This is a genomic window from Amycolatopsis camponoti (assembly GCF_902497555.1).
Classification (GTDB): domain Bacteria; phylum Actinomycetota; class Actinomycetes; order Mycobacteriales; family Pseudonocardiaceae; genus Amycolatopsis; species Amycolatopsis camponoti.
The window spans coordinates 851,550-874,405 of the sequence record NZ_CABVGP010000002.1 but is presented as its reverse complement, the minus strand read 5'-3'; the positions used below and the strand labels follow the sequence as shown (position 1 = coordinate 874,405).

General features: G+C 72.0%; 23 protein-coding genes. 10 read left to right on the top strand and 13 right to left on the bottom strand.

Annotation, left to right across the window (positions count from 1 at the left end):
• The first annotated feature begins 58 nt into the window (after positions 1–58).
• The 4 genes from AA23TX_RS24625 (at position 59) to shbA (ending at position 2,414) form a co-directional block, all read left to right on the top strand.
• Positions 59–532 carry a GtrA family protein gene (locus tag AA23TX_RS24625; protein ID WP_155545217.1) on the top strand — a complete coding sequence of 158 codons (474 nt, stop codon included), beginning with the start codon at positions 59–61 and terminating at the stop codon, positions 530–532.
• Between the two features lie 11 nt (positions 533–543).
• On the top strand, positions 544–897 hold the full coding sequence (locus tag AA23TX_RS24620; RefSeq protein ID WP_155545216.1) for a YidH family protein: 354 nt from the start codon (positions 544–546) through the stop codon (positions 895–897).
• A gap of 310 nt (positions 898–1,207) precedes the next feature.
• On the top strand, positions 1,208–1,504 hold the full coding sequence (locus AA23TX_RS24615) for a DUF202 domain-containing protein (protein WP_155545215.1): 297 nt from the start codon (positions 1,208–1,210) through the stop codon (positions 1,502–1,504).
• A 253-nt stretch (positions 1,505–1,757) separates the two neighbouring features.
• Entirely contained in the window at positions 1,758–2,414 is a 657-nt protein-coding gene (gene shbA / locus AA23TX_RS24610) for an RNA polymerase sigma factor ShbA (RefSeq protein ID WP_230862690.1), read from the top strand.
• A gap of 31 nt (positions 2,415–2,445) precedes the next feature.
• Here the strand turns inward: shbA and AA23TX_RS24605 are convergent, their stop codons facing one another.
• Genes AA23TX_RS24605 through AA23TX_RS24595 form a run of 3 tightly spaced genes read right to left on the bottom strand, consistent with a single transcriptional unit; the run spans position 2,446 to position 4,612 of the window.
• Positions 2,446–3,303, bottom strand: coding sequence for an amidohydrolase family protein (locus AA23TX_RS24605; RefSeq protein ID WP_155545214.1), 858 nt, complete (start codon positions 3,301–3,303; stop codon positions 2,446–2,448).
• On the bottom strand, positions 3,300–4,268 hold the full coding sequence (locus AA23TX_RS24600; protein ID WP_155545213.1) for an aldo/keto reductase: 969 nt from the start codon (positions 4,266–4,268) through the stop codon (positions 3,300–3,302). Before AA23TX_RS24600 ends, AA23TX_RS24605 begins: the two co-directional genes overlap by 4 nt.
• Positions 4,269–4,273: 5 nt before the next feature.
• Positions 4,274–4,612 (bottom strand): L-rhamnose mutarotase, encoded by a 339-nt coding sequence (locus tag AA23TX_RS24595; protein ID WP_155545212.1) that lies wholly within the window; start codon positions 4,610–4,612, stop codon positions 4,274–4,276.
• 80 nt (positions 4,613–4,692) lie between these two features.
• Between AA23TX_RS24595 and AA23TX_RS24590 the strand changes: the two genes are divergently transcribed.
• Positions 4,693–5,424, top strand: coding sequence for a FadR/GntR family transcriptional regulator (locus AA23TX_RS24590; RefSeq protein WP_155545211.1), 732 nt, complete (start codon positions 4,693–4,695; stop codon positions 5,422–5,424).
• Positions 5,425–5,469: 45 nt separating this feature from the next.
• On the opposite strand, the gene AA23TX_RS24585 is transcribed toward AA23TX_RS24590, so the two are convergent.
• The 6 genes from AA23TX_RS24585 to AA23TX_RS24560 all read right to left on the bottom strand — a co-directional run bounded on the left by AA23TX_RS24585 (position 5,470) and on the right by AA23TX_RS24560 (position 11,995).
• The gene (locus AA23TX_RS24585; protein ID WP_155545210.1) at positions 5,470–6,483 is read right to left on the bottom strand and encodes an ABC transporter permease; all 1,014 of its coding nucleotides are present in this window, start codon (positions 6,481–6,483) and stop codon (positions 5,470–5,472) included.
• Entirely contained in the window at positions 6,480–8,003 is a 1,524-nt protein-coding gene (locus tag AA23TX_RS24580) for a sugar ABC transporter ATP-binding protein (RefSeq protein WP_155545209.1), read from the bottom strand. The genes AA23TX_RS24585 and AA23TX_RS24580 overlap by 4 nt, the downstream gene beginning before the upstream one ends.
• On the bottom strand, positions 8,000–9,034 hold the full coding sequence (locus AA23TX_RS24575; RefSeq protein WP_155547276.1) for a sugar ABC transporter substrate-binding protein: 1,035 nt from the start codon (positions 9,032–9,034) through the stop codon (positions 8,000–8,002). The genes AA23TX_RS24580 and AA23TX_RS24575 overlap by 4 nt, the downstream gene beginning before the upstream one ends.
• 63 nt (positions 9,035–9,097) lie before the next feature.
• On the bottom strand, positions 9,098–9,844 hold the full coding sequence (locus AA23TX_RS24570) for an SDR family NAD(P)-dependent oxidoreductase (protein WP_155545208.1): 747 nt from the start codon (positions 9,842–9,844) through the stop codon (positions 9,098–9,100).
• On the bottom strand, positions 9,837–11,141 hold the full coding sequence (locus tag AA23TX_RS24565) for an enolase C-terminal domain-like protein (RefSeq protein ID WP_155545207.1): 1,305 nt from the start codon (positions 11,139–11,141) through the stop codon (positions 9,837–9,839). Before AA23TX_RS24565 ends, AA23TX_RS24570 begins: the two co-directional genes overlap by 8 nt.
• A gap of 2 nt (positions 11,142–11,143) precedes the next feature.
• Positions 11,144–11,995, bottom strand: a complete 852-nt coding sequence (locus AA23TX_RS24560) for a fumarylacetoacetate hydrolase family protein (protein ID WP_155545206.1) — start codon at positions 11,993–11,995, stop codon at positions 11,144–11,146.
• A gap of 203 nt (positions 11,996–12,198) precedes the next feature.
• Here AA23TX_RS24560 and AA23TX_RS24555 point away from each other — a divergent pair, with 203 nt between their 5' ends.
• Complete coding sequence (locus tag AA23TX_RS24555; protein WP_155545205.1) at positions 12,199–13,404, top strand: multidrug effflux MFS transporter; 1,206 nt, start codon at positions 12,199–12,201, stop codon at positions 13,402–13,404.
• Here the strand turns inward: AA23TX_RS24555 and AA23TX_RS24550 are convergent.
• Entirely contained in the window at positions 13,394–13,657 is a 264-nt protein-coding gene (locus AA23TX_RS24550) for a hypothetical protein (protein WP_230862689.1), read from the bottom strand. The genes AA23TX_RS24555 and AA23TX_RS24550 overlap by 11 nt on opposite strands.
• Here AA23TX_RS24550 and AA23TX_RS24545 point away from each other — a divergent pair.
• A complete protein-coding gene (locus AA23TX_RS24545) occupies positions 13,647–14,423 on the top strand; it encodes a MerR family transcriptional regulator (RefSeq protein ID WP_230862688.1) in 777 nt (258 codons plus the stop codon). The two genes, AA23TX_RS24550 and AA23TX_RS24545, sit on opposite strands and share 11 nt — an antisense overlap.
• Here the strand turns inward: AA23TX_RS24545 and AA23TX_RS24540 are convergent.
• On the bottom strand, positions 14,416–15,639 hold the full coding sequence (locus tag AA23TX_RS24540) for an NAD(P)/FAD-dependent oxidoreductase (RefSeq protein ID WP_155545204.1): 1,224 nt from the start codon (positions 15,637–15,639) through the stop codon (positions 14,416–14,418). The two genes, AA23TX_RS24545 and AA23TX_RS24540, sit on opposite strands and share 8 nt — an antisense overlap.
• A gap of 206 nt (positions 15,640–15,845) precedes the next feature.
• On the opposite strand from AA23TX_RS24540, the gene AA23TX_RS24535 reads away from it, so the two are divergent.
• From AA23TX_RS24535 to AA23TX_RS24525, 3 genes are all read left to right on the top strand, one after another.
• Complete coding sequence (locus AA23TX_RS24535; RefSeq protein WP_155545203.1) at positions 15,846–16,049, top strand: hypothetical protein; 204 nt, start codon at positions 15,846–15,848, stop codon at positions 16,047–16,049.
• Between the two features lie 74 nt (positions 16,050–16,123).
• Entirely contained in the window at positions 16,124–18,103 is a 1,980-nt protein-coding gene (locus AA23TX_RS24530; RefSeq protein ID WP_155545202.1) for an SDR family oxidoreductase, read from the top strand.
• 393 nt (positions 18,104–18,496) lie between these two features.
• Positions 18,497–20,278: a hypothetical protein gene (locus tag AA23TX_RS24525; RefSeq protein ID WP_155545201.1), complete on the top strand. Its 1,782-nt coding sequence runs from the start codon at positions 18,497–18,499 to the stop codon at positions 20,276–20,278.
• On the opposite strand, the gene AA23TX_RS24520 is transcribed toward AA23TX_RS24525, so the two are convergent.
• Both AA23TX_RS24520 and AA23TX_RS24515 read right to left on the bottom strand, forming a co-directional pair.
• On the bottom strand, positions 20,275–21,399 hold the full coding sequence (locus AA23TX_RS24520; RefSeq protein WP_155545200.1) for an FAD-dependent oxidoreductase: 1,125 nt from the start codon (positions 21,397–21,399) through the stop codon (positions 20,275–20,277). The genes AA23TX_RS24525 and AA23TX_RS24520 overlap by 4 nt on opposite strands.
• 95 nt (positions 21,400–21,494) lie before the next feature.
• The gene (locus AA23TX_RS24515) at positions 21,495–22,817 is read right to left on the bottom strand and encodes an aminotransferase-like domain-containing protein (RefSeq protein WP_196425515.1); all 1,323 of its coding nucleotides are present in this window, start codon (positions 22,815–22,817) and stop codon (positions 21,495–21,497) included.
• Positions 22,818–22,856: the final 39 nt, after the last annotated feature.

Genomic DNA, 22,856 nt, shown 5'->3' with positions numbered 1-22,856 from the left:
ATTTCTTCAACGGGTTTAACATATTCACAAGTTTGTGAACGCAGAGTAGGTTCGGATCATGGCCACCACCAGGTGCGCACCGGGACACCGGCTGCTCGCCACCGACCCGGAGCGGCACCACGAGCTCGGCACGCACGCCGCGTGGTACGTCGTGGCCGGTGTCGTGACAACGGGCGTGCAGGCGGCGCTGTTCCTCCTGCTGCGCGACGAGCTCGGTTCCCAGGTGGCGAACCTGGTCGCGATCGCGCTGACGACGATCGGGAACACGGAGTTCCACCGCCGCGTCACCTTCGCCGGGCGGCCCAGCAACGCCGGGAAGCGGCACCTGCAGGACCTGCTGACGTTCGCCTTCTACGCCGGGTACGGCTCGGCGGTGCTGGCGATCCTCGACGCCGTCGTCGACCGGCCGACGTCGTGGGAGGAGACCGGCACGCTGCTGCTGGCCAGCCTGGTCGGCGGGTTCGTGCGGTTCGCGGTGCTGCGCTGGTGGGTGTTCGCGCACCGAGCGGCCACGCCGGCGCACAGCGGCTAGCGTCTGGAGACGTGGCCTCGGACGACATCAAGCCCCACACGGGCGGCACCGAACCGGATTATCGCTTCACGCTCGCCAACGAGCGGACGTTCCTCGCGTGGCTCCGGACGGCGCTGGGGTTGCTGGCGGGCGGGGTGGCGGTGCACCAGCTGGTCCCGGCCTCGGCCACGGCCGGCGCGGTGCTGGCCGGGCTGTGCGTGGTCCTGGCGGCAGCGCTGGCCGCGACGGCCTACCCGCGGTGGCGCCGGGTGCAGATCGCGATGCGAGCCGGGGAGCCGCTGCCGCGAAGCTTGATGATCGTGGCCCTGACGGGCGGCCTGCTGGCCCTGACCGTGGCGGCGGCGGTGTTGCTGGTGGTGTCGTGAGCGAGCGGGACACGTCCCGGGCCGGGCAGGCCACCCGGACCACACAGCTCCCCTGCGACCGGAGCAACCGAATACCGCCGGCCGCCGACTCACGATCGCCGCTCGCGCCCGCCCCGGCCCCACCGAAGCCGCACGCTTCGCCACGGACCGCACACGGCGCTAGGCCGTCCGAACACGGCCGCCGGACCCCGCCGGAAGCCGTTCCAGCCATTCGACGCAACGCCGCCGGGCCTCACCACGTCCCCCGAATACCGCTGCTTCGCGATTATCACGACGTCAGAAGTACCGTCATCGCCCTGCCGGTAATCCCGTGACCACGCCCGACGGCGCGCAGGCCGAGCGCACCGGGCTCGCCTGGCGGCGGACCGCCCTCGCCTCCGCCGCCTGCACCGTACTTCTCCTGCACGCCGCCTCCCAGCGCCATTGGGGTGTCTCTTTGGTGCCCGCGCTGCTCGCCGCCGTGACATCCGCCCTGCTAGCGGGCGTGGCCGTGCGGCGCGAACGGGTGCTGCGGACCGGCCGGCCGGCCACCATGAGCCCGGTCCTGCCCGCCGTCGTGTCGCTGGCCGTGACCGTGACTGCCGCTTCCGTGGCCGTTCTCCACTGACGGGTGAAGTCGGCACATCCTGAAACCGATTAATCGCAATGTGCAGGGTCTGGTCGCGGGAACATCACGACCGCTGCTGCTAACGGGGTATTGGTCGTTGAAATCTGGACTGATGCGCCATGAGGTGCTTACGATTACCCAGCGTCGCACGGAACGCAGGTAAGCCCGGATCTCCCGGAGTATCTGCGATCGGAACATCACAGAGCGTTGATCACCGGCAGCGGCGGTCGAGGGTCGGCCGGGGAGACGACTCATGACAGCACCGACGAGGACCACCGGGCAATCGGACAGCGGCGTTCGCGATTATCGGACTCCGGAGTCATTGCCGCGCCCCAGCGGGCGGCTCACCAAGGAGGACCTCGACCCGCTCGTCAAGGACGCGGGCGAGGGCAACCCCGCCGCCATCCACAGCCTGCTCCAGATGATCGAGCCGGTCGTGGTGCGGTACTGCCGGGCGCGCATGGGCGGGCGCGACCTCTCCTACCTCTCGGCCGACGACGTCGCCCAGGAGGTCTGCCTCGCGGTGCTGAAGGCCCTCCCGGACTACCAGGACCGCGGCGGCTCCTTCCTCTACCTCGTCCACGCGATCGCGGCCAACAAGGTCGCCGACGCCTACCGCGCCGTCGCCCGCGACCGCTCCGAGCCCGTCCCCGAGCTCCCGGAGCGCCCGCTCGTCGCCGGCAACGAGCCCGAGTCCCACGCGCTGCACCTCGACCTCGGCGCCCGCCTCGGCCGGCTGCTCGCCTCGCTGCCGCGCGTGCAGCAGGAAATCCTGACCCTGCGCATCGCGGTCGGCTTCTCCGCGCAGGAGACCGCCGAAGCCCTCGGGATCTCCGCGGGCAACGTCCGCGTGACGCAGCACCGCGCCCTGACCCGGCTGCGCGGCATGATCCGCGACGAAGAATTCTGAGCCTCCCCAGCCGCGAGCGGGGAAACCTCCTCTACCCCCTGGAGGAGGTCTCCCCGCTCGCATCCAAGCCGTAGACGCGGCGGGCGTTGTACTCGAACACGCCCAGCCGCTCGGCGTCGGAAAGCCCGCCGGTCAGCGCGATCGCCGCGTCCAGGACCACCTCGTAGGACGCCGCCAGCTCGCAGACCGGCCAGTCCGAGCCGAACACCAGCCGCTCCGGCCCGAACACGTCCAGCACGTGCTCGACGTACCGGCGCAGGTGCCCGACCTCCCAGCCCGTCCAGTGCGCCTCCGTGACCAGCCCGGAGAGCTTGCACACGACGTTCTCCCGCGCGGCGAGCGCCGCCACGCCGGACGCCCAGGGCTCCCACTCCCGCGCCGCGATCGGGGGCTTCGCCGCGTGGTCCAGCACCAGCCGCAGCTCCGGCAGCCGCAACGCCAGCTCGGTGGCCGCGGGCAGCTGCGCCGGGCGGACCAGCAGGTCGAACGCCAATTCGGCCGACGCCACCGCGCTCAGCCCGGCCACGATCTCCGGGCGCAGCAGCCAGTCGTCGTCCGGCTCGGTCTCCACCTGGTGCCGGATCCCGGCCAGCGGGCCCTGCTCCCGCAACGCGGCCAGCCGGTCCACGACGTCCGGGGCCGCCAGGTCCACCCAGCCGACGACGCCCGCGATCACCGGTTCCGCGGCCGCCGTCGCGAGGAACTCCGCCGTCTCTTCGGCGGACGACACCGTCTGGACCAGCACCGTCGCGTGCACGCCGGCCGCCTTGGTGACCGCGCGCAGGTCGTCCACGGTGTACGGACGGCGGATCGGGTCGAGCGCCGCCCCCGCCATCCACGGGTACTCGCGCCGCGACGGGTCCCACAGGTGGTGGTGGGCGTCGATCATGAGACTCCTTCGGCGATGACGACGTCGGCGCGCAGCAAGCCCGCGTCGACCAGGTCGGTCCACAGCTCGGGTGGCACGACGGCCCGCGCGCGCCGCGCGTTCACGCTGACCTGCGAAGGATCATGCGCGCCGACGACCACCGACGCCACCGCGGGATGGGCCATCGGCAGCGCCAGCGCGGCTTCCGGTAGCTCGACGCCGTGCCGCGCGCACACCTCGGCGATCCGCCGGGCCCGCTCGACCAGCTCCGGCGGGGCTTCCGCGTAGTCGTAGACGCCGCCCGGCTCCGCGGTCGCCAGGATGCCGCCGTTGAACGCGCCGCCGGCCACGACGGAGACGCCGCGGTCGACGCAGAGCGGCAGCAGCTCGTCGAGCGCCGGCTGGTCGAGCAGCGTGTAGCGCCCCGCCACCAGCAGCACGTCGAGGTCGGTGCGGCGGACGAACTCCGTGAGCATCGGCGCCTGGTTCATCCCGGCGCCGAACGCGCCGATCACCCCCTGCTCGCGCAGTTCGCGCAACGCGGGGAAGGCGCCGCGCAGGGCTTCTTCGAAGTGGTCGTCGGGATCGTGCACGTAGACGATGTCGACGCGGTCGAGTCCCAGCCGCGTCAGGCTGTCCTCGAGGGACCGCAGGACGCCGTCGCGGCTGAAGTCCCAGCGGCGCTGGTACGCGGCCGGGACCGCGAAGCCCTCGTCGTCCCGCGCGCCGGCGCCGTCCGGATTCGGTTCGAGCACGCGGCCGACCTTCGTCGAGAGCACGTACTCGTCGCGGGGGTGCGCGCGCAGGGCCGCGCCGAGGCGGGTCTCCGACAGGCCGAGGCCGTAGTGCGGGGCGGTGTCGAAGTACCGGATGCCCTCGTCCCACGCGCGCCCGACGGTCGCGGCCGCCGTTTCGTCGCTGATCGCGTGGTAGAGGTTGCCCAGCTGCGCGCAGCCGAGACCCAGCGGGGACAGGGAGAGTTCCAACGCCGTCACTCCTTCGCCGGCAGTTCCCAGACCAGCCCGATGCCGGTGTCACCGCCGGAGTAGTCGTCTTCGACGGCCAGCAGCTCGGCCATCCGGGCCTGCCACGGAACGTTCGCGGGGTGGTCCCGCAACGCCGCGCGCATCGCCGCGTAGTCGTCGACTTCGACGACGTGGAAGAGGTCGAGACCGTTACGCCAGATCCGCCAGGTGCGGACGCCGGCTTCGCGCAGCGCGACGTCCAGCTCGGGCGGGATGACCGCGTGGACGGACTCGTACTCGGCCTCCTTCCCCGGCTTCAGGCGGGTATGGAGCGCCACTCTTTGTGGTGCGGGCTGGTGGGTCATCACCACTCCTTCGCCGGGACATGGCACGCTGGGGAGCAACACCGAAACATCCGAGGTCTGTTGCAGGGAGGGCGGACGCGATGCCCGTCACCGATGTCGCGATCGACAAGATCAAGGACATGATCATCTCCGGCGAGCTGGCGCCGGGAGACCGGCTGCCGAAGGAGGCCGAGCTGGCCCAGCGGCTCGGGCTCTCGCGCAGCTCCCTGCGGGAGGCCGTCAAGGCGTTGTGCCTGATCAGGGTGCTCGACGTCCGGCAGGGCGACGGCACGTACGTCACCAGCCTCGAGCCGAACCTGCTGCTCGACGCGATGACGTTCGTGGTCGACTTCCACCGCGACGACACCGTGCTCGACTTCCTCGCCGTGCGGCGGATCCTCGAGCCGGCCGCGACCGCGCTGGCCGCGTTGCACATGAGCGACGACGACATCACCGAGCTGGGCCAGCTGCTCGGCGAGCTGGAAGACTCGCCGACCGTCGAGGCGCTGGTCGCCAACGATCTGCAGTTCCACCGCAAGATCGCCGACGGCTCCGGCAACCCGGTGCTCTGCTCGCTGCTCGACAGCCTCTCCGGGCCGACCGCGCGCGCCCGGATCTGGCGCGGCCTCACCCAGGAGGGCGCGGTCGCGAAGACCCGGGAACAGCACTCGGCGATCTACGAGGCGATCGCGGCGCGCGAGCCGGAGCTGGCGCGTTCGTGGGCGACCGTGCACGTCGCGGGCGTGGAGCAGTGGCTGCGCAACGCCCTGGGCACCGCGGACGACCCGACGGTGCCCGACTCGGACGCCGAGCCGGCCGCGGAAGCCTCCTGACACGCTCTTTCTCCTCGCAGTGGTCGGATGATCACAGCGCGTTGGTCAGGTTTGCGGCTTTCCGCCCGCGTAGCGAGCGATGATCAGTGCGACCAGGATGATGGCGCCGTAGATCGCGCCCTGCCACTCCGCCGTCACGTGCGCGTAGTTGAGCAGGCTCGACACCGACGACAGCAGCAGGACGCCGGTGAGGGCGCCGACCAGGGTGCCCTTGCCGCCGTCGAGCGAGACGCCGCCGATCACCGCCGCCGCGAACACCTGCAGGATCAGCCCGGACCCCTGGTTCGCGCCCAGCGCCCCGACGTAACCCGTGTACGCGAGCCCGCCGATCGCCGCGAGGATCCCGGCGACGACGAACACCGCCCACGCGATCCGGTCGACGCGGACACCGGCCGCCCGCGCGGCTTCGCGGTTCCCGCCGATCGCGTACAGCGCGCGGCCGACGCGGTGGTAGCGCAGCACCCAGCCGGCGATCGCGAACAGCACCGCCGCCAGCCAGACCGACATCGGCAGCCCGGCGAACGTCGTGGTCGCCAGGTTCGTGAACGAGTCCGGCAGGTTGAACAGCGTCTTGCCCTTGGTCGACCCGACCTGCACGCCGCGCAGCACGGTGAGCATCGCCAGCGTCACGATGAAGGCGTTCAGCTTGAGCTTCACGATCAGGAAGCCGTTGACGAACCCGACGAGCGCGCCGCACAGCGGGATCACCAGCAGGCCGATCGCGGCGGGCAGCTCGACGCCGAAGCCCGCCGACGCCGCCGGGATCACGACCATCGCGCCCAGCGCGGGCGCCAGGCCCATCGTCGACTCCAGCGACAGGTCGAACTTCCCGGTGATCAGCACCAGCGACTCGCCGAGCACGACCAGCGACAGCGCCGCCGACGCGGTCAGGATGCTGACGATGTTGCTCCAGCCGACGAACGTGTCGTCGACCAGGCCGCCGATGACGAACACGACGATCAGGGCGGGCAGCAGCGCGAGTTCGCGCAGCCAGCCGGCTTTGCGCCGCCGGGGTGGGGCGGGCAGCTCCGTCTGCGGGGAGGTCATCACGTCGGTCACGAAAGCTCGACTCCTTCGATGTCGGCCACGAGGTCGCCGTCGGACCACCCGGCCTGGTGTTCGGCGACCACGGCCCCGGCGCGCAGCACCAGGACCCGGTCGCTCAGGCGCAGGTCGTCCAGCTCGTCGCTGACGATCAGCACCGCCTTGCCCTCGGCACGCACCCGGTCGACGACCGCGAGCAGCGCCTCCTTCGATTTCACGTCCACCCCGGCCGTCGGGTTGATCAGCACCACGACCCGCGGGTCGCCGATCAGGGCCCGGGCCAGCACGACTTTCTGCTGGTTGCCGCCGGACAGGTCCGACACGGGCTGCTCGGCGCTCGCGGCCACGATGTCGTAGTCCTTCAAAGCCTGCGACGCCTTCGCGCGCCGGGCGGACGGCGAGGCGACACCGCCGCGGCCCATCCTGTCCAAGATGGACAAGGTGGCGTTGTCCGCGATCGAGTGCTCCAGGACCAGGCCCTCGTGGTGCCGGTCGCGCGGCACGCACCCGATCCCCGCCCGCAGTGCCGCCGGGATGTCGCCCGGCCGCAGCGGCGAGCCGTCGACGCGGACCGTGCCCGCCGACGGCGTCCGCAGCCCGTAGACCGTCTCGGCGACCTGGTGCTTGCCGCTGGCGTTGCTGCCCGCGAGCCCGACGACTTCGCCGCGGCGGAGCCGGAACGAGACATCGCGGAAGCCGTCACCGGTCAGCCCGTCGACCGCCAGGATCTCCGCGGCATCGGCTTCGAGGGACTCCCGGGACGCGGCGTCGCGGACGGACAAGCCGCCGGGCTCGCCGGTCATCGCGTCGACCAGCTCGGCCTTGCCGACGTCGGCGACCGGCGCGGTGAGCACGTGCTTGGCGTCGCGCAGGACCGTGACGGCCTGGCAGACCTCGTACACCTCGTGCAGGTGGTGCGAGATGAACAGGAACGTCACCCCGCCCGCCTGCATCTGGCGCATCCGCTCGAAGAGCCGCTCGATCGCCTGGCTGTCGAGCTGGGCGGTCGGCTCGTCGAGGACGATGAACCGGGCGCCGTAGGACAGCGCGCGGGCGATCTCGACGAACTGCCGGTCCTCGACCGACAGCTCGCCGGCCGGGGTGTCGACGTCGACGTGCACGTCCCAGGAGTCGAGCAGCTCGCGGGCCTTGCGCCGCAACGACTTCCAGCCGATCGAGAACCCGCCGCCCGCCTGTCGGTTGAGGAACAGGTTCTCGGCGACCGTGAGCTGCGGGACGACCATCGCGTGCTGGTACACGCAGGCGACGCGCGCCTTCCAGTCGTCCTGTTTGGACAATGGCGGGGCCGGCTCGCCGCCGAACTCGACGTGCCCGGTGTCCGTGGCGGACAGGCCGGTGAGGATGGTGACGAGCGTCGACTTGCCGGCCCCGTTGCGCCCGACGAGCGCGTGCGACTCGCCGGGGTGCACGGTGAGGCTGACGTCGTGGAGCGCCACGGTGGGGCCGTAGCGCTTCCCGACTCCTACGGCGCTGACCACCGGGACGGCGGATTCGCCGGCGGGCAGCGCGGTCACAGGTTGTTCCCCCACAGGGCCTTGTCGTCCACGTTGGCCTTGGTGATGACGGGCGCGGGCAGCTGGTCCTCGAGGATGCCGGGGCTGATCTCGACAATGGTGCTGTCGTGGTCGGTCGGGCCCGGCTTGAACGTCTCGCCCGCCATGGCCTTCTTCAGCCAGTACAGGCCGTACTTCGCGTAGGCGTCGGCCGGCTGGGACACCGTGGCGTCCAGCTCGCCCGCGCGGATCGCGGCCAGCTCCTGCGGGATGCCGTCGTTGGACACGAGCACGATGTGCTTCGGGTCGCCGACCGGGAAGAACAGGTTCTTGCGCTTGAGCGCCTGCTCGGTCGGGGCCAGGTAGACGCCGCCGGCCTGCATGTAGACACCCTTGATGTCCGGGTTCGCGGTCAGCATGCTGTCCAGCCCCGAGGACGCCTTGTCGGCCTTCCACTCGGCCGGGATCTCCAGCACCTGGACGCCGGGGTATTTGGACTTCATGCAGTCGCGGAAGGCTTCCGAGCGGTCGCGGCCGTTGACCGAGGCGAGGTCGCCCATGATCTGCACGACCTTGCCCGACTTGACCTTCTCCCCGATCGCGTCGCAGGCCTTGGTGCCGTAGGCCTTGTTGTCGGCCCGCACGACCATGGCGACCTTGCCACTCTCGGGCGCGACGTCGACCGCGACGACCGGCACGCCCTTGTTCTCGGCCTGCTTGAGCCCGGCGACGATGGCCGCGGAGTCCAGCGGCGTGACGACCAGGCCCTTGACGCCCTGGTTGAGGAAGGTGCCGATGTCGGTGATCAGCTTCGCGGGGTCGCTGTCCGCGTTGACGGTCGGGAGGACGTCGACGCCCTCGGACTTCGCCATCTGCGGGACGTAGTTGTTGTAGGCCTGCCAGAACGGCGAGGTCAGCAGGGGCAGCGTCGCGCCGACCTTGCCGCCGGGGTCCCCACCGCCTGCCGCGGGTGCCGCGGCGTTGTCCTTTGTGGACCCACAGGCGGCCAGTACCAGGCCGCAGACGGCGGCCGTGGCGGCCACCTGGATCACCCTGTTCGGGATTAGCACAGCGCGCACCGCATCCTCCTTGATGACAGCGGAAATCAAGTCTTTTCAGTCGTGGTGCACGGGACCGCGCGGGCGCAGGCCGTACATACCGCCGTCGACCGCGAGCGCGGTGCCGGTGGTCGAAGCAGAAAGCGGGCTGGCGAGGTAGACGACGGCGTTCGCGACCTCTTCGGCGGTGACCAGCCTGCCCATCGGCTGGCGCGCCGCGAGGGCCGCGCGTTCGGCCGCCGGGTCGTCGGCGGCGTCGAGCAGCCGGCCCACCCAGGGGGTGTCCGCCGTCCCGGGGCACACGCAGTTGACGCGGATCCGGTCGGGCAGGTGGTCGGTCGCCATGGCCAGGGTCAGCGAGAGCACCGCGCCCTTGGTGGCCGAGTAGAGCGCGCGGTTGGGCAGGCCGGCCCAGGCCGCGATGGAGCAGGTGTTGACGATCGCCGCGGACGGCGAGTTCTTGAGGTGCGGCAGGGCGGCCCTGGCGAGCCGGACCATGCCGACGACGTTGACGTCGAACACGCGGTGCCACTCGTCGTCGTCATTGCCCGTGACGTCGCCCTGCGCGCCGATGCCCGCGTTGTTGACGAGGATGTCGAGGCGCCCGAAGCGGTCCACGACGGCGTCGATCGCCGAGCGGACTTCGTCATCGGAGCCGACGTCGCAGCGGAAGCCGTCGTCGCCGGGTTTCAGGTCGAGGACCGCCACCTGCGCGCCACGCTCGGCCAGCAGGGTGGCCGTCGCGTGGCCGATCCCCGAGGCGCCTCCGGTGACGGCGGCCACCAGGCCCTCGAATTCACTCACTTGCGGTCTCCGTCCACTCGGGACCATCCGGGAACCGGAAGCGCCGCAGCGTGGCGTCGTGCATGCGCGCGGAGAACCCGGGGGCGGTCGGGGCGAGGTACCGGCCGCGCTCGACGACGGCCGGGTCGGTGAAGTGCTCGTGCAGGTGGTCGACCCATTCGATGGAGCGGTCCGCGTCGGTGCCGGACACCGCCACGAAGTCGAACATCGAGAGGTGCCGGACGAGCTCGCAGAGCCCGACGCCGCCGGCGTGGGGGCACACCGGGACGCCGAACTTGGCGGCCAGCAGCAGGATCGCGAGGTTTTCGTTGAACCCGCCGACGCGCGCGGCGTCCAGCTGCAGCACGGAGATCGCGTCGGCCTGCAGCAGCTGCTTGAAGACGACCCGGTTCTGGACGTGCTCGCCGGTGGCGACCCGGATCGGCGCAAGCGCTTTCGCGATGGCCGCGTGGCCGAGGACGTCGTCCGGGGAGGTCGGTTCTTCGATCCAGTACGGGTCGTACGGCGCGAGCTCGGTCATCCAGTCGACCGCGGCCTGGACGTCCCAGCGCTGGTTGGCGTCGACCGCGATCCGGATGCCGTCGCCGACCGTCTCGCGGGCGAGTTTCATGCGCCGAACGTCGTCCTCGAGGTTGCCGCCGACCTTGAGCTTGATCATCTCGAAGCCGTCGGCGACGGCCTGTTCGGCCAGCCGGACGAGCTTCGCGTCGGCATAGCCGAGCCAACCGGGTGAGGTGCTGTAGGCACGGTAACCGTTCGCCTCCAGCTGCTTCGTCCGTTCGGCCCGGCCGGGTTCCGCGCGACGCAGGATGTCGAGGGCTTCGGCTTCGGTGAGCGCGTCGGACAGGTACCGGAAGTCGACGAGCGACACGAGTTCTTCGGGGGTCATGCGCGCCGCGAACTGCCAGACCGGGAGGGCGGCGCGGCGCGCGGCGAGGTCCCACGCGGCGTTCACCACCGCCCCGACGGCCATGTGCGCGACGCCCTTTTCCGGGCCCAGCCAGCGGAACTGCGAATCGCCGACGAGAGTGCGCGACAGGTCGCCGAGCGCGGCAGCGTCCTCCGGGACGTCCCGGCCGACGACGTGCGGGGCGAGCGCGCGGATCGCGGCGGCCTGGACGTCGTTGCCGCGGCCGATGGTGAACGCGAGCCCGTAGCCGTCCGGGCCGCCGTCGGCGTGCAGCACGACGTAGGCGGCCGAGTAGTCCGGGTCGGGGTTCATCGCGTCCGAGCCGTCCAGCTCCCGCGACGTCGGGAACCGGACGTCGAGGACCTCCATGCCGATGATCTTCGCCATGGTCAGGCCTGCCTGGCGGTCTGGCGCTGCCGGCCGAGACCGTCGATCTCCAGCTCGATGACGTCGCCGTCGCGCAGGTAGGGCTTGGGGTCGGGCTGCCCGAGCGCGACGCCCTCCGGGGTGCCGGTGTTGATGAGGTCGCCCGGTCGCAGCACCATGACCTGGCTGAGGTGGTGGATGATCTCGGCGACGCTGAAGATCATGTCCTTGGTGGACGAGTCCTGCTTCTTCTCGCCGTTGATCCACAGCCGCAGGCCGAGGTCCTGCGGATCGGGCACCTCGCTCGCCGGGACCAGCGCCGGGCCGAGCGGGTTGAAGTTCTCGCACGACTTGCCCTTGTCCCACTGGGCGGTGCGGAACTGCAGCGCGCGCTCGGAAACGTCGTTCGAAACGACGTAGCCGGCGACGTACTCGAGGGCTTCGTCGACGCTGTCGAGGTAGCGCGCGGTCTTGCCGATGACGACGCCGAGCTCGACCTCCCAGTCGGTGCTGACCGACCCGCGCGGGATGAGGACGTCGTCGGCCGGGCCGACCACGACGTCCGGCGCCTTCATGAAGACGACGGGCTCGGTCGGCGGCGTCGCGCCGGTTTCCTCGGCGTGGCGGCGGTAGTTCATGCCGATGCAGACGACCTTGCCGGGCTGGGCGATGGGCGGGCCGGCGCGCAGGCCTTCGACGTCCGCTCTCGGCAGCTCCCCGGCGGCGAGCGCGGCGGCGGTGCGCGCGATGCCGTCCGCGGCGAGGAAGCCGCCGTCGACGTCGGCGGTCAGGCCGCCCAGCTCGTAGGTCGTGCCGTCGTCGGCACGCACGAACGGACGCTCACTTCCCGGCTCCCCGAGACGCACAAGCTGCACGGATTTTCCCTTCACCCGCTCGACCAGACATCCGATGTATATCGCAGTCCGGACCCTGGATCCAGAGCCGTCGCTCAATCGGCCGGAAATTGATCGGATCAGTACCGGTTCAGTGCTCGTTTGAGCACGGGGTGTCACGGCTCACAGCCGGAATAGCGCAGGTCACCGCGTCGCTGGTCGGAGTCAGGGACCCGAGGAGGCGCATGACCATCACGCCGGAACGTACCGCGACGAGCAGGCGGACGCAGCTGAAGTTCGTCCTGGTACTCGGCGGCCTCTCGGCGTTCGGGCCGCTGTCGATCGACATGTACCTGCCCGCGCTGCCGCGGATGGCGGACGACCTCCACGCGGCCGACACGACCGTCCAGCTGACGCTCAGCGCGTTCATCGCCGGCCTGGCCCTGGGCCAGCTGGTGCTCGGACCGCTGTCGGACGCGCTGGGCCGCCGCCGCCCGCTGCTGGTGGGCTTGGTGCTCTACGTCGTGGGCTCGGTGCTGTGCGCGGTGAGCCCGGACGCGTGGCTGCTGGTCGCGGCGCGCGGCGTGCAGTCCCTCGGCGCGGCGGCCGGCGTCGTGATCGCGCGGGCCACGGTGCGGGACCTGTTCTCCGGCACCGCGATGACGAAGTTCTTCTCGACGCTGATGCTGGTGAGCGGGCTGGCCCCGATCCTGGCGCCGCTGATCGGCGGCCAGCTGCTGAACTGGACGTCGTGGCGCGGGGTGTTCGTCGTGCTGACGGCGTTCGGCGCGCTGCTGCTGGCCGTGGCGCTGTTCTCCTTCCCGGAGCCGTCGGCTTCGCGGTCGCCCGCCCGGCTCGGCCAGGTGATGCGGACCTACGGGCGGCTGGCGCTGGATCGGTCCTTCGCGGGGTACGCGCTGGCGTCCGGGCTGCTGTTCGCGTCGATGTTCGCCTACATCTCGGGTTCGTCGTTCGCCTTGCAGGGCGTGTACGGGCTGAGTCCGCAGGCGTACAGCGTGGTGTTCGGCGTGAACGGCGTCGGGATCGTCCTGGCGGGGCAGCTCAACGGTCGGCTCGTGGGGCGGGTGCCCGAGCGCGCGCTGCTGCTGTCCGGCTTGCTGCTCGGGGTGTTCGGCGGGGCCTCGGTGCTGGCTTCGGCGTTCTTCCGGGCGCCCTTGGGTTTTCTGCTGGTGTCGTTGTTCCTGCTGGTGTCGAGCATCGGCCTGGTGATGCCGAACGCGAGCTCGCTGGCGCTGGCTTCGCACGCCCGGTCCGCCGGGGCGGCGTCGGCGTTGCTCGGGGTGCTGCAGTTCGTGGTGGGCGCGGTGGCGACGCCGCTGGTCGGGCTGGGCGGGCCGGGGACGGCGGTGCCGATGGCCGCGACCATGGCGGGGTTCGCGCTGCTGGCCTTGGTGGCTTACCTGGCGCTGACGCGTCCCGTCACGGCCTGAGCAGGCGTTCCAGCTCTTCGCCGGCGGGCTCGTGGCCGGCGTCGGCGATCCGCTGCAGCGCGAGGAGGTCTTTTCCGGCGACCGCGCGGCGGGTCAGCAGCTCGCCGGCGTGGTCGCAGCCCTCGTCCAGCAGCTCGCTCAGCTCGTCGACGTCCCCGCGGGCGTCGGCGAGGTCGGCGAGCCGGTCGAGCGCCGTTTCGTTGCCCTCGTCGGCCAGCGCGCGCAGGGTCTCGTAGTCCGCCATGCCGCTCATCCTGCAACCTTGCCCCTGGGGCAAGGTCAAGTGCGACGATGGCGGGGTGCTCACCATCGGGCAGCTCGCCGCGTACATCGGGGTGACGGCCAAGACGATCCGCGTCTACCACGCGAAGGGGCTCCTGCCCGAGCCCCCGCGCGACGCGTCCGGCTACCGCCGCTACAGCGCGGCCGACGCGATCGAGCTGATCAAGATCCGGACCCTGGCCGAAGCCGGGGTGCCACTGGCTCGCATCCGCGAGCTGCGGTCCGGCGGCGAGCTGCGTTCCGCGCTCCAGCGGATCGACGACGACCTGTCCGCCCGCATCGACGGCCTGCGCGCCACTCGGGAACGGTTGCGGCAGCTCGCCGACGGTCAGCTGTCCGCGCTACCGGAGCCGGTGGTGGCGTTCCTGTCCCGCTTGCGCGACCTCGGGTTCAGCGAGCGCTGGGTGACGCTGCAGAACGACTTGTGGCTGCTGGTGTTCGCCACCCACCCGTCGACGGCTCGGGTCAGTTTCGAGGACCAGTCGTCGATGCTGGACGATCCGACGTTGCTTTCCCTTGTCCTCGAGTACGACGGGCTGCACGACATGCTTCCGGACGACCCCCGCGTCGACGCGCTCGCCGAGAAGCTCGTCTCGGCGACGCGGGCGCGTTATGGGCCGGATTTGCCTGCTTACGAAGGAGGTTCGGCGATCCCGGCGTTGGTGCAAGGTGCTGTGAACGCGTCTTCACCCGCCTGGCGACGGCTCGACACGCTGATCCGCGAACGCCTCAGGTGAGCGACGCCAGGTCCGCCGTCTTGAGCTGCTCCGCCGTCACCTTCGTCCGGCCGTCCACCAACGCGCTCAACGCGTCCCCGTCGTCCCACATGTTCACGTTCATCGCCGCCGACACTTCGCCGTCACGTAGCCAGAACGCCGTGAACTCGCGGGTCGTCAGGTCCCCGCGGACCACCAGCTCGTCCGTGACCGGGTCCGCGAGACCGCGGTACTCGCAGCCCAGGTCGTACTGGTCAGTGAAGAAGTACGGCGAAGCCAGGTACGGCTCGTTCTCCCCCAGCAGGTTCTGCGCCACGTGCTTTCCCTGCTCCTTCGCGTTCGACCAGTGCTCCACGCGGATCCGGTGGCCGTAGCGCGGGTGGAAGTGGGCCGCGATGTCGCCCACCGCGTACACGTCCGGGGCCGCCGTGCGGAGGCCCGCGTCCACGCACACCCCGCCGTCGTCGGACAGCTCCAGGCCCGCCGCGTGGGCCAGCTCCACCCGGGGTGCCGCGCCGACCGCCACCAGGACCACGTCGGCCGTCAGCTCTTCGCCGCCGCCCAGGCGGACGCCGCGGACGCCGTCCGGGCCGCCGGTGATCTCCGCGACCTGCTCGCCCAGGCGGTACTTCACGCCGTTCGAGACGTGCAGGTCCCGGAACACCCCGCCGACCGTCTCGCCGACGACGTTCGCCAGGGGCACCGGAACCGGGTCCACCACCGTCACGTCGGCGTTGTGCGTGCGGGCCGCGGCGGCGGCTTCGGAGCCGATCCAGCCCGCGCCGATGATCACCACGCGCTCCGCCTCGGCGAAGGCCGACCGCAGCTTGAGCGCGTCGTCGAGGCTGCGCAGCGTGTACAGCCCGGGCAGGTCGCCGCCGGGGACCGGGAGCGTGCGCGGCCGCGAACCCGTCGCCAGCACCAGCCGGTCGTAGCGGTGTTCGCCGCCCGCGTCGTCCAGGACCAGCCGCGCGCCCAGCTCGAGCCGGGTCGCCGTGACGCCGGGGCTGAACCGGATGTCGTGCTCCGCGTAGTACTTCTCTTCGTGCACCCAGTCAGGTTCGTCGGTGGTGCCGAGCAGCACGCCCTTCGACAGCGGCGGCAGCTCGTACGGCCGGTGCGGATCCGCGCCCATAAGCAGGACTTCGCCGCGGTAACCGCGTTCGCGCAACGCGGCCGCGGCCGACGCACCACCCAGGCCCGCACCCACGATGACGATCTTCCGCGGCTCCGGCATCAGTGACCTCCCACGTCGACGAGTCGGTGCGGACGGTACTCCCGAACACGCCCGTTCACGACCGGGGGATACGCCGGAAATCCGCGAAGCGCAAGACAAAACTCGCGAGTAGGCAGATCGGGTGAACCGGCGTCATAGCGCCCCCGCGCCTCTCTCCCACCCTCGCACGGAGCACGACCACGAGGAGAAAACGGAGGGTGGCGACCATGAGTCGGGGCGAATGGTCGGTGGGCTGCCGGGATCTGGCCGGGCGGCGCCGGGACGTGACGGTGTTCGTCAGCCAGGACAAGGTGGTGCTGGTCGCGCCGCCGGGCGAGGCCGCGGTACTCGGCCCGCTCGACGTCGGACGGCTGCGCGCCGCCCTGCGAGACGCCGTCGTCGCGACGGCGGACGACACGGCCGAGCCGTGAACCGCGGACACTGACAACTACCGTTCCTACTTTTCAGTAGGTTAGAGTCGGCCCGACTACCGAAGGGACCGGCCATGACGACCTACTTCGTGACGGGCGCGACGGGCTTCATCGGGAAACGCCTGGTCGCCCGCCTGCTGCGGCGGCCGGAGACGTCCGCGGTGTACGCACTGGTCCGCGAGACCTCCCGCGAGCGCCTGGCCACCTGGGCCCAGGGCCTGCCGGGTGCGGACAAGCTCCACCCGGTGGTCGGCGACCTCGCCGAACCCCGGCTCGGCGTCGATCCCGCCGGCCTGGAGCACCTCGACCACGTCGTCCACCTCGGCGCGATCTACGACCTGACCGCGGGCGAGGACGCCAACCGGCGCGCGAACGTCGACGGCACCCGGCACCTGCTCGCCTTCGCCTTGGCCGCGGAGGCGGGACTGGTGCACCACGTGTCGTCGATCGCCGTCGCGGGCGACCACGCCGGGCGGTTCACCGAGGCCGACTTCGACCTCGGCCAGCACTTCGGCTCGCCGTACCACGCGACGAAGTTCCAGGCCGAGAAGCTCGTCCGCGAGCAGTCGCTGCCGTTCCGCGTTTACCGGCCCTCCGCGGTCGTCGGCGACTCGCGCACCGGCGAGATGGACAAGGTCGACGGCCCGTACTACTTCCTCCCCGCCATCTCGCGGCTGGCGGCGCTGCCCGCACGGCTCCCGCTCGCCGCCCCCGGCCTCGGCGCGACGAACCTGGTGCCCGTCGACTACGTCGTCGAGGCGATGGAGCACCTGATGCACCGGGACGCGCCATCCGGGGCGACCTACCACCTCGCCGCCGCGCGGCCGCAGTCGCTCGACTCCGTCTACAACGCCTTCGCGCGCGCCGCGGGCGGGCCGACGATCCGGGCCGTGCTGCCGGCGCGGCCGTCCGGCGTCGTGCGGCGCGCCGGCACCCGGCTGGCGCACGCCGCCGCGGCCGGGATCGACCGCGTGCCCGGCGGCCGGGCCGCCCGCGCCGCCGTCCTGGAGGAGCTGGGCATCCCGCTGGAAGTGCTGCCCCACCTCGGCATCGACGTCGACTTCGACACCGCGCGCACCACGACCGCGTTGTTCGGCAGCGGCATCGAGCTGCCGGAGCTGCGCGACTACGCGGCGCCGCTCTACCGGTACTGGCGGGACCACCTCGACCCCGACCGCGCGCGTCGGCGGCACGGCCTGGCGGGGCGCACGGTGCTGATCACCGGTGCGTCGTCCGGGATCGGCCGGGCGTCGGCGCTCGCCGCGGCCCGCAAGGGCGCGAAGGTGATCCTCGTGGCCCGCCGCGCCGCGGAGCTCGACGACGTCCGGGACGAAATCACCGCGGCCGGCGGCGTCGCGGCCGCGTACCCCTGCGACCTCACCGACGGCGACGCCGTCGACGCGCTGGTCAAGGACGTGCTCGGCGAGCACGGCGCGGTCGACATGCTGGTGAACAACGCCGGCCGCTCGATCCGGCGCTCGGTCGCGCTGTCCACGGAACGCTTCCACGACTACGAGCGCACGATGGCCATCAACTACTTCGGGCCGGTGCGGCTCATCCTCGGCTTCCTGCCGTCGATGGCCGAGCGGCGGTTCGGCCACGTCGTCAACGTCACCACCATGGGCCTGCAGACCGACACCCCGCGCTTTTCGGCCTACCTGGCGTCGAAAGCCGCGCTGGAGGAGTTCGGGCTGACAGCCGGGCGCGAGACGCTGTCGGACGGCATCACGTTCACGTCGGTGCGGATGCCCCTGGTGCGGACGCCGATGATCGCGCCGACCGGCTACCGCGGCATCCCGTCGAGCAGCCCGGAACGCGCGGCCGCGCTCGTGGTGAAGGCCCTCGAAGAGCGTCCGGAGATCCTCAGCCTGCCCGAAGGCCGGGCGGCCGAGCTGGCGACGCTCGTCGCGCCGCGGCTCGCGCGGTTCGCCGCGCACCTCGCGTACCGGGCGGCGCGGGAGTCCGCGCCCGAGGCCCGCGGCCTCCCGAGTCAGCCCGCGCCGGCGGCCGTCGCGGCGGCGGTGACCCGCTCGATCTGGCGCCGTCGTGCTTGATCTCCGCGAATTCCGCCGAAACACTGGAACTGGAGACGACGGTACTTCTACCCTCGCGCGAGTCCCGTACATCGGTACGGGCGTGAACTGGGGAGTTCGGAATGCCGGAAATCAGCAGTACTGGGGAACGATCCGCCGTGGCCGACCAGGCGGCCGCCATCGGCACCGCAAGGCGCACGATCAGGTGACGTGAAGGCCGGGGCCGGGCGCGAACCCGGCTCCGGCCGCGGCGCGGCTCACCGGTCGTGAGTGAGAAACAGGGTTAGAACACGGTTTCTCACTCACGACCCGCGCGGTGGACCGGCGGCCCCGGTGGTGCTGTTCGAGCCGGTCACCGGCCAGGCCGCTACCATCGCTTCCCGGGTGTGATCGGGGAGCGGAAGGCGGGCAGGCGTGGACGTGGCGAGTCCGGCGCGCGCCGCCGCCCCGGAGCCCGCACCCGCGAAACCCGCCCGGCCCCTGCTGCGCTGGGGCGTTCACGCCGGCTGGGTGGTGCTGCTGGCCCTGGCCACCGAACTGCGCGTCGGCCGGTTCGGGTTCCACCCCTCCGACCAGGGCTTCATCCTCGCCCAGGCGTGGCGCGTGCTCCACGGCGAAGTCCCCCACGCCGACATCATCTCCGCCCGCCCGCTCGGGTCCGCGGTGCTGCACGTCGCCGACTACGCCCTGCCGATGCCGTTGTTCTTCGGGTCGAGCTTCCTGTCGATGATCGAGATCATCGTCGCCACGATCGCGTTCGCCACGCTCGTCACCCGCCGCCGGGTGCTCGACTGGGGCCCGGGCATGACCGCGATGGTCGCGGCGGCGTCGCTGATCAACCTCAACGCCTTCCCGCTGATGGCCTGGCACACCGTCGACGGCATCGCGCTCACCGCGTGCGGCGCGTGGGCGCTCGACGCCGGTCTGAGCGGCGGCCGCGCGCTCGCCCGGCGCGGCGGCCTGGTGCTGCTCGGCTGCGCCGTGTTCGTCAAGCAGAGCTTCGCACTGGCCGCGGTGATCGGCGTGGTGTGGCTGCTGCTGCACCCGGCCACCCGCGCGGGGACGCGGCGCGTGGTCCGGGTGCTCCTCGACCTCCTCGCGCTCGGCGCGCCCGGGCTCGTGTACGTCGCCTGGGTGAGCCTCGGCGGCGGGTTCACCGAGATGGTCGAGCAGCTGACCGGCGGCGTGCCCGCGTACGGCCAGCGGCTGCTCGGGCTCTGGCTCGAAGACCCCGAGGTGCTGACCCGGGCGCCGGTGCGTGAGCTGGGTTTCTTCGCCGCGATCGCCGTCGTGCTGCTGGCCGTCCGGCTGCCGGGCGACCGGCTCGGCGGCGCCGGGCGGATCGCGTCCTGGGTGCTCGTGCTCGCCGGGGCGGCGGCGATCGTCTGGACGGTCGTCGACGGCCGGTTCACCGGCTCCTCGCGCTGGGCGGACGTCCTGTGGTGGATCGTCGCGATCAGCGTGCCGGTCAACGCGGCCGTGACGCGGAAGGTGCCGTGGGCCGGGCTGCTCGTGCTCGCGACCGGCTTCATGACCAGCCTGTCGTGGGGCAACGACACGCCGACGCTGCTCACCGGCACCCTCGCCCTGACGGCGTTGCTGCTGCTGAGCCACGTCGTCCCGCCGCGGCCGCGGCTGGCGCGGCGCTGGGTGACCGCGACCGCGGGCCTGACGGCGGTGGCGGTGTGCGGCTGGGTCGTCGTCGCACGCCACGACCAGGCCGCCTACCTCGACCTCGGGCACGATCGGCTGACCGCCGACCTCGGCGACGTCAGCCCGGCGATGGCCGGCATCCGCACCAACCCTTCGACGCACACGTTCGTCCGGCAGATCCGCGACTGCCTCGACCGCTTCCCGGCCGCGAAGACGGCGATCCTGCCGGACAGCCCGTTCGCCTACCCCGCCTTCGGCCTGCGCAACCCGTTCCCGCTGGAGTGGCCGCTGCCGCTGGAGATCGTCGGCGACGCGCCCGAGCGGATGCTCTCGACCGCGGACGAGCTGAACCGCGAAGGCGGCTACCTGGTGCTGTTCGAGACGGATTCGATCCGGATGCTCGCGACGGGCGGCCCGGTGCCGGAGTCGGTCCCGGTGGACACGCCGGTGTTCGACTACCTGGGCCTGGAGAAGGCGATCCAAGCCCGGCTCACGGGCCGCGCCGTCACCTGCGGCAGCTTCGTCGGGAAGTACGCCCCCTAGTCCCGCTCGCCCCGCACCAGCTCCAGCAGGCTCTCCGGGACGTCGTCGCCGAACAGGCTCTCGAGGAGGACGGCGTCGTCGACGGGCGTCGCGCTGCGGACGAACATGGCTTCCTCGTAATGCGCGATGGCCGCTTCGACATCGCCCGGGTGCGCCGCGAGGGCCTGGCCCAGCTCCGCGCCGTCCAGCATGGCGAGGTTGGCGCCTTCGCCGTTGGGCGCCGCGAGGTGCGCGGCGTCGCCGACGAGGGTCACGCCCGGCACTCGGGCCCAGCGGAGCCCGACCGGCAGCGCGTAGTGCGGGCGCAGGACCGGGTCCGTGTCGCCGTCGGTGATCAGTGCCGTCAGCTCCGGGGCCCAGCCGTCGAACTCCGCCGCGATCCGGGCGGCGGCCGCGGCCGGGTCGGTGAAGTCGATGGCCGCGAACCAGTCCAGCGGCCGGGCGAGCGCCACGTAGGTGTGCAGGGTGGCGCCGCTCTCGCGGTGGGCGTTGATGCTGTCGTCCGCCGAGCCGCCGTGCGCGACCATCGACCCGCCACCGACCGCCGCCGCGGTGGCCGGGTGCTTCGCGTCCGCGTCGAACAGGTAGGTCTCGACGAACGCTGTGCCCTCGTACTCCGGCGTGGCGTCGGTGAGCAGCGGCCGGACCTTCGACCAGGCGCCGTCGGCGCCGACGAGCAGGCTCGTGACGACCGTGGTGCCGTCGGTGAAGGTCACTTCGTGGCAGCCGTCGTCGAGCGTGCGGCCGCCGCTGACCTTGTGTCCCCACTGGACGGTCCCTTCCGGGAGCGCGTCCAGCAGCAGCTGCCTCAGCTCGCCGCGCTGGACCTCGGGCCGTCCGCCCGTGCCGTCGTCGACCTTCTCGTACAGCAGGTTCGCGTCCCGGTCGAGGATCCGCATCGCCTGGCGGCCGTCCAGGACGAGAGCGCGGAACTCGTCCACCAGGCCGGCGGCTTCGACGGCGAGCTGCCCGTTGTAGTCGTGGATGTCCAGCATCCCGCCCTGCATGCGCGCCATCGGGGACGGCTCGGCCTCGTGAACCGCGACCGGGATGCCGTGGACGTGCAGCACCCGGGCCAAGGTGAGGCCGCCGAGGCCGGCGCCGATGATCGTGACGTTCATGGATGCTCCTTCGGTTTCTTGCGCGACAACCGAAGGCTGGCCGGAGCCCCTGGTGCGGACCGCACACCGCACTGTCACGCCGCTGGCACGCGCCGTCAGTCGGCGAGCAGGTCGTCCGGGCTGCCGCTCGCCAGCGCCGCGAGGACGTCGAGGGCCGCGGCCAGCGTCTCCACCGGCGGGGCCGAGACCGCGATGCGCACGGCGTTCGGCGCGTGCCCCGGTAGCACCGCGAACGCCGCCGCCGGGGACAACGCGATCCCCCGGCGAGCCGCCGCCGCGACGAACGTCTCCGCGCGCCACTGCTCCGGCAGCTCCCACCAACGGTGGTAGGACGCCGCGTCGCCCCGAAGACCCGGCAGCTTCGCTTCGACCACCGACGCCCGCACAGCGGCATCACGGCGTTTCGCCGCTTCGACGCCGGCCAGGGTGCCCGTCACGATCCACTGCGTCGCCGCTTCGACGGCGAAGCGTGACGCGGCCCAGGCGCCCGACCGCACCGACGACGCCAGCCGCGCGGTCCAGGCCGGTGGCGCGACCAGGAATCCCGCCGTCAGACCGGGGGCGACGCGTTTGGACAGGCTGTCGACGAACACCGTCCGCTCCGGCGCGTACGCGGCGAAGGGGCGGACGTCGTCACGCAGGAAGGTGTAGATGCCGTCCTCGATGACGGGCAGGTCCAGCCGGGCGACGACGGCGGCCAGCTCTTCGCGGCGCTTCGGGGGCATGGTCGTGCCGAGCGGGTTGTGCAGGGTCGGCTGGACGTACAGCGCGCGCACCGGCCCGGCCGCGGCCAGGGCTTCCGGTACGAGCCCGTGGTCGTCGGTGTCGACCGGCACCAGCTCGACGCCGAGCCTCGACGCGACGGCCTTCACGACGGGGTACGTCAGCGACTCGACCGCGAGCCGCTCCCCCACCGGCACGAACGCGGCGATGGCGGCCGCGATGGCCTGGCGGCCGTTGCCGGTGAAGAGGATCGTCGCGGGGTCCGGGCGCCAGTCGCCGCGGGTGAGCAGCGTGGCCGCGGCTTCCCGGGCAGCCGGGGTGCCCGCGGCACCGATCGGGTGGAGGGCCGCGGTGAGGACGTCGTCGCGCAGCAGGGGTTGCAGCGCTTTCGCCAGCAGCGCGCTCTGGTCGGGCAGGACGGCGAAGTTGAGTTCGAGGTCGACGCGGGCGTCCCCGGGTTCGGCGAGCGCGGGTTCGGGTGGCGGCTTCGCGGCCCGTACGAAGGTCCCGCGCCCGACTTCACCGACGGCCAGGCCGCGCCGGACGAGCTCGCCGTAGACGCGAGCGGCGGTGGAGTTCGCGAGACCGCGTTGCCGCGCGAAGCGGCGTTGCGGCGGAAGGCGGTCACCCGGGCGGAGACGGCCGGCCTCGATGTCGGCGGCGAGGGCGTCCGCGACGACGCGGTAGTCGTCCATGTCCACCTTCCCGCTTTCGGTCGTCCCCGAGCATGATCC

What these genes read in the sequence shown, in the direction of transcription:
- AA23TX_RS24625 (WP_155545217.1), top strand. Translation starts at nt 59, where the DNA reads ATGGCCACCACCAGGTGCGCACCGGGACACCGGCTGCTCGCCACCGAC.
- shbA (WP_230862690.1), top strand. Translation starts at nt 1,758, where the DNA reads ATGACAGCACCGACGAGGACCACCGGGCAATCGGACAGCGGCGTTCGC.
- AA23TX_RS24605 (WP_155545214.1), bottom strand. Translation starts at nt 3,303, where the DNA reads ATGATCGACGCCCACCACCACCTGTGGGACCCGTCGCGGCGCGAGTAC.
- AA23TX_RS24595 (WP_155545212.1), bottom strand. Translation starts at nt 4,612, where the DNA reads ATGACCCACCAGCCCGCACCACAAAGAGTGGCGCTCCATACCCGCCTG.
- AA23TX_RS24590 (WP_155545211.1), top strand. Translation starts at nt 4,693, where the DNA reads ATGCCCGTCACCGATGTCGCGATCGACAAGATCAAGGACATGATCATC.
- AA23TX_RS24565 (WP_155545207.1), bottom strand. Translation starts at nt 11,141, where the DNA reads ATGGCGAAGATCATCGGCATGGAGGTCCTCGACGTCCGGTTCCCGACG.
- AA23TX_RS24555 (WP_155545205.1), top strand. Translation starts at nt 12,199, where the DNA reads ATGACCATCACGCCGGAACGTACCGCGACGAGCAGGCGGACGCAGCTG.
- AA23TX_RS24545 (WP_230862688.1), top strand. Translation starts at nt 13,647, where the DNA reads ATGCCGCTCATCCTGCAACCTTGCCCCTGGGGCAAGGTCAAGTGCGAC.
- AA23TX_RS24550 (WP_230862689.1), bottom strand. Translation starts at nt 13,657, where the DNA reads ATGAGCGGCATGGCGGACTACGAGACCCTGCGCGCGCTGGCCGACGAG.
- AA23TX_RS24540 (WP_155545204.1), bottom strand. Translation starts at nt 15,639, where the DNA reads ATGCCGGAGCCGCGGAAGATCGTCATCGTGGGTGCGGGCCTGGGTGGT.
- AA23TX_RS24535 (WP_155545203.1), top strand. Translation starts at nt 15,846, where the DNA reads ATGAGTCGGGGCGAATGGTCGGTGGGCTGCCGGGATCTGGCCGGGCGG.
- AA23TX_RS24530 (WP_155545202.1), top strand. Translation starts at nt 16,124, where the DNA reads ATGACGACCTACTTCGTGACGGGCGCGACGGGCTTCATCGGGAAACGC.
- AA23TX_RS24520 (WP_155545200.1), bottom strand. Translation starts at nt 21,399, where the DNA reads ATGAACGTCACGATCATCGGCGCCGGCCTCGGCGGCCTCACCTTGGCC.
- AA23TX_RS24515 (WP_196425515.1), bottom strand. Translation starts at nt 22,817, where the DNA reads ATGGACGACTACCGCGTCGTCGCGGACGCCCTCGCCGCCGACATCGAG.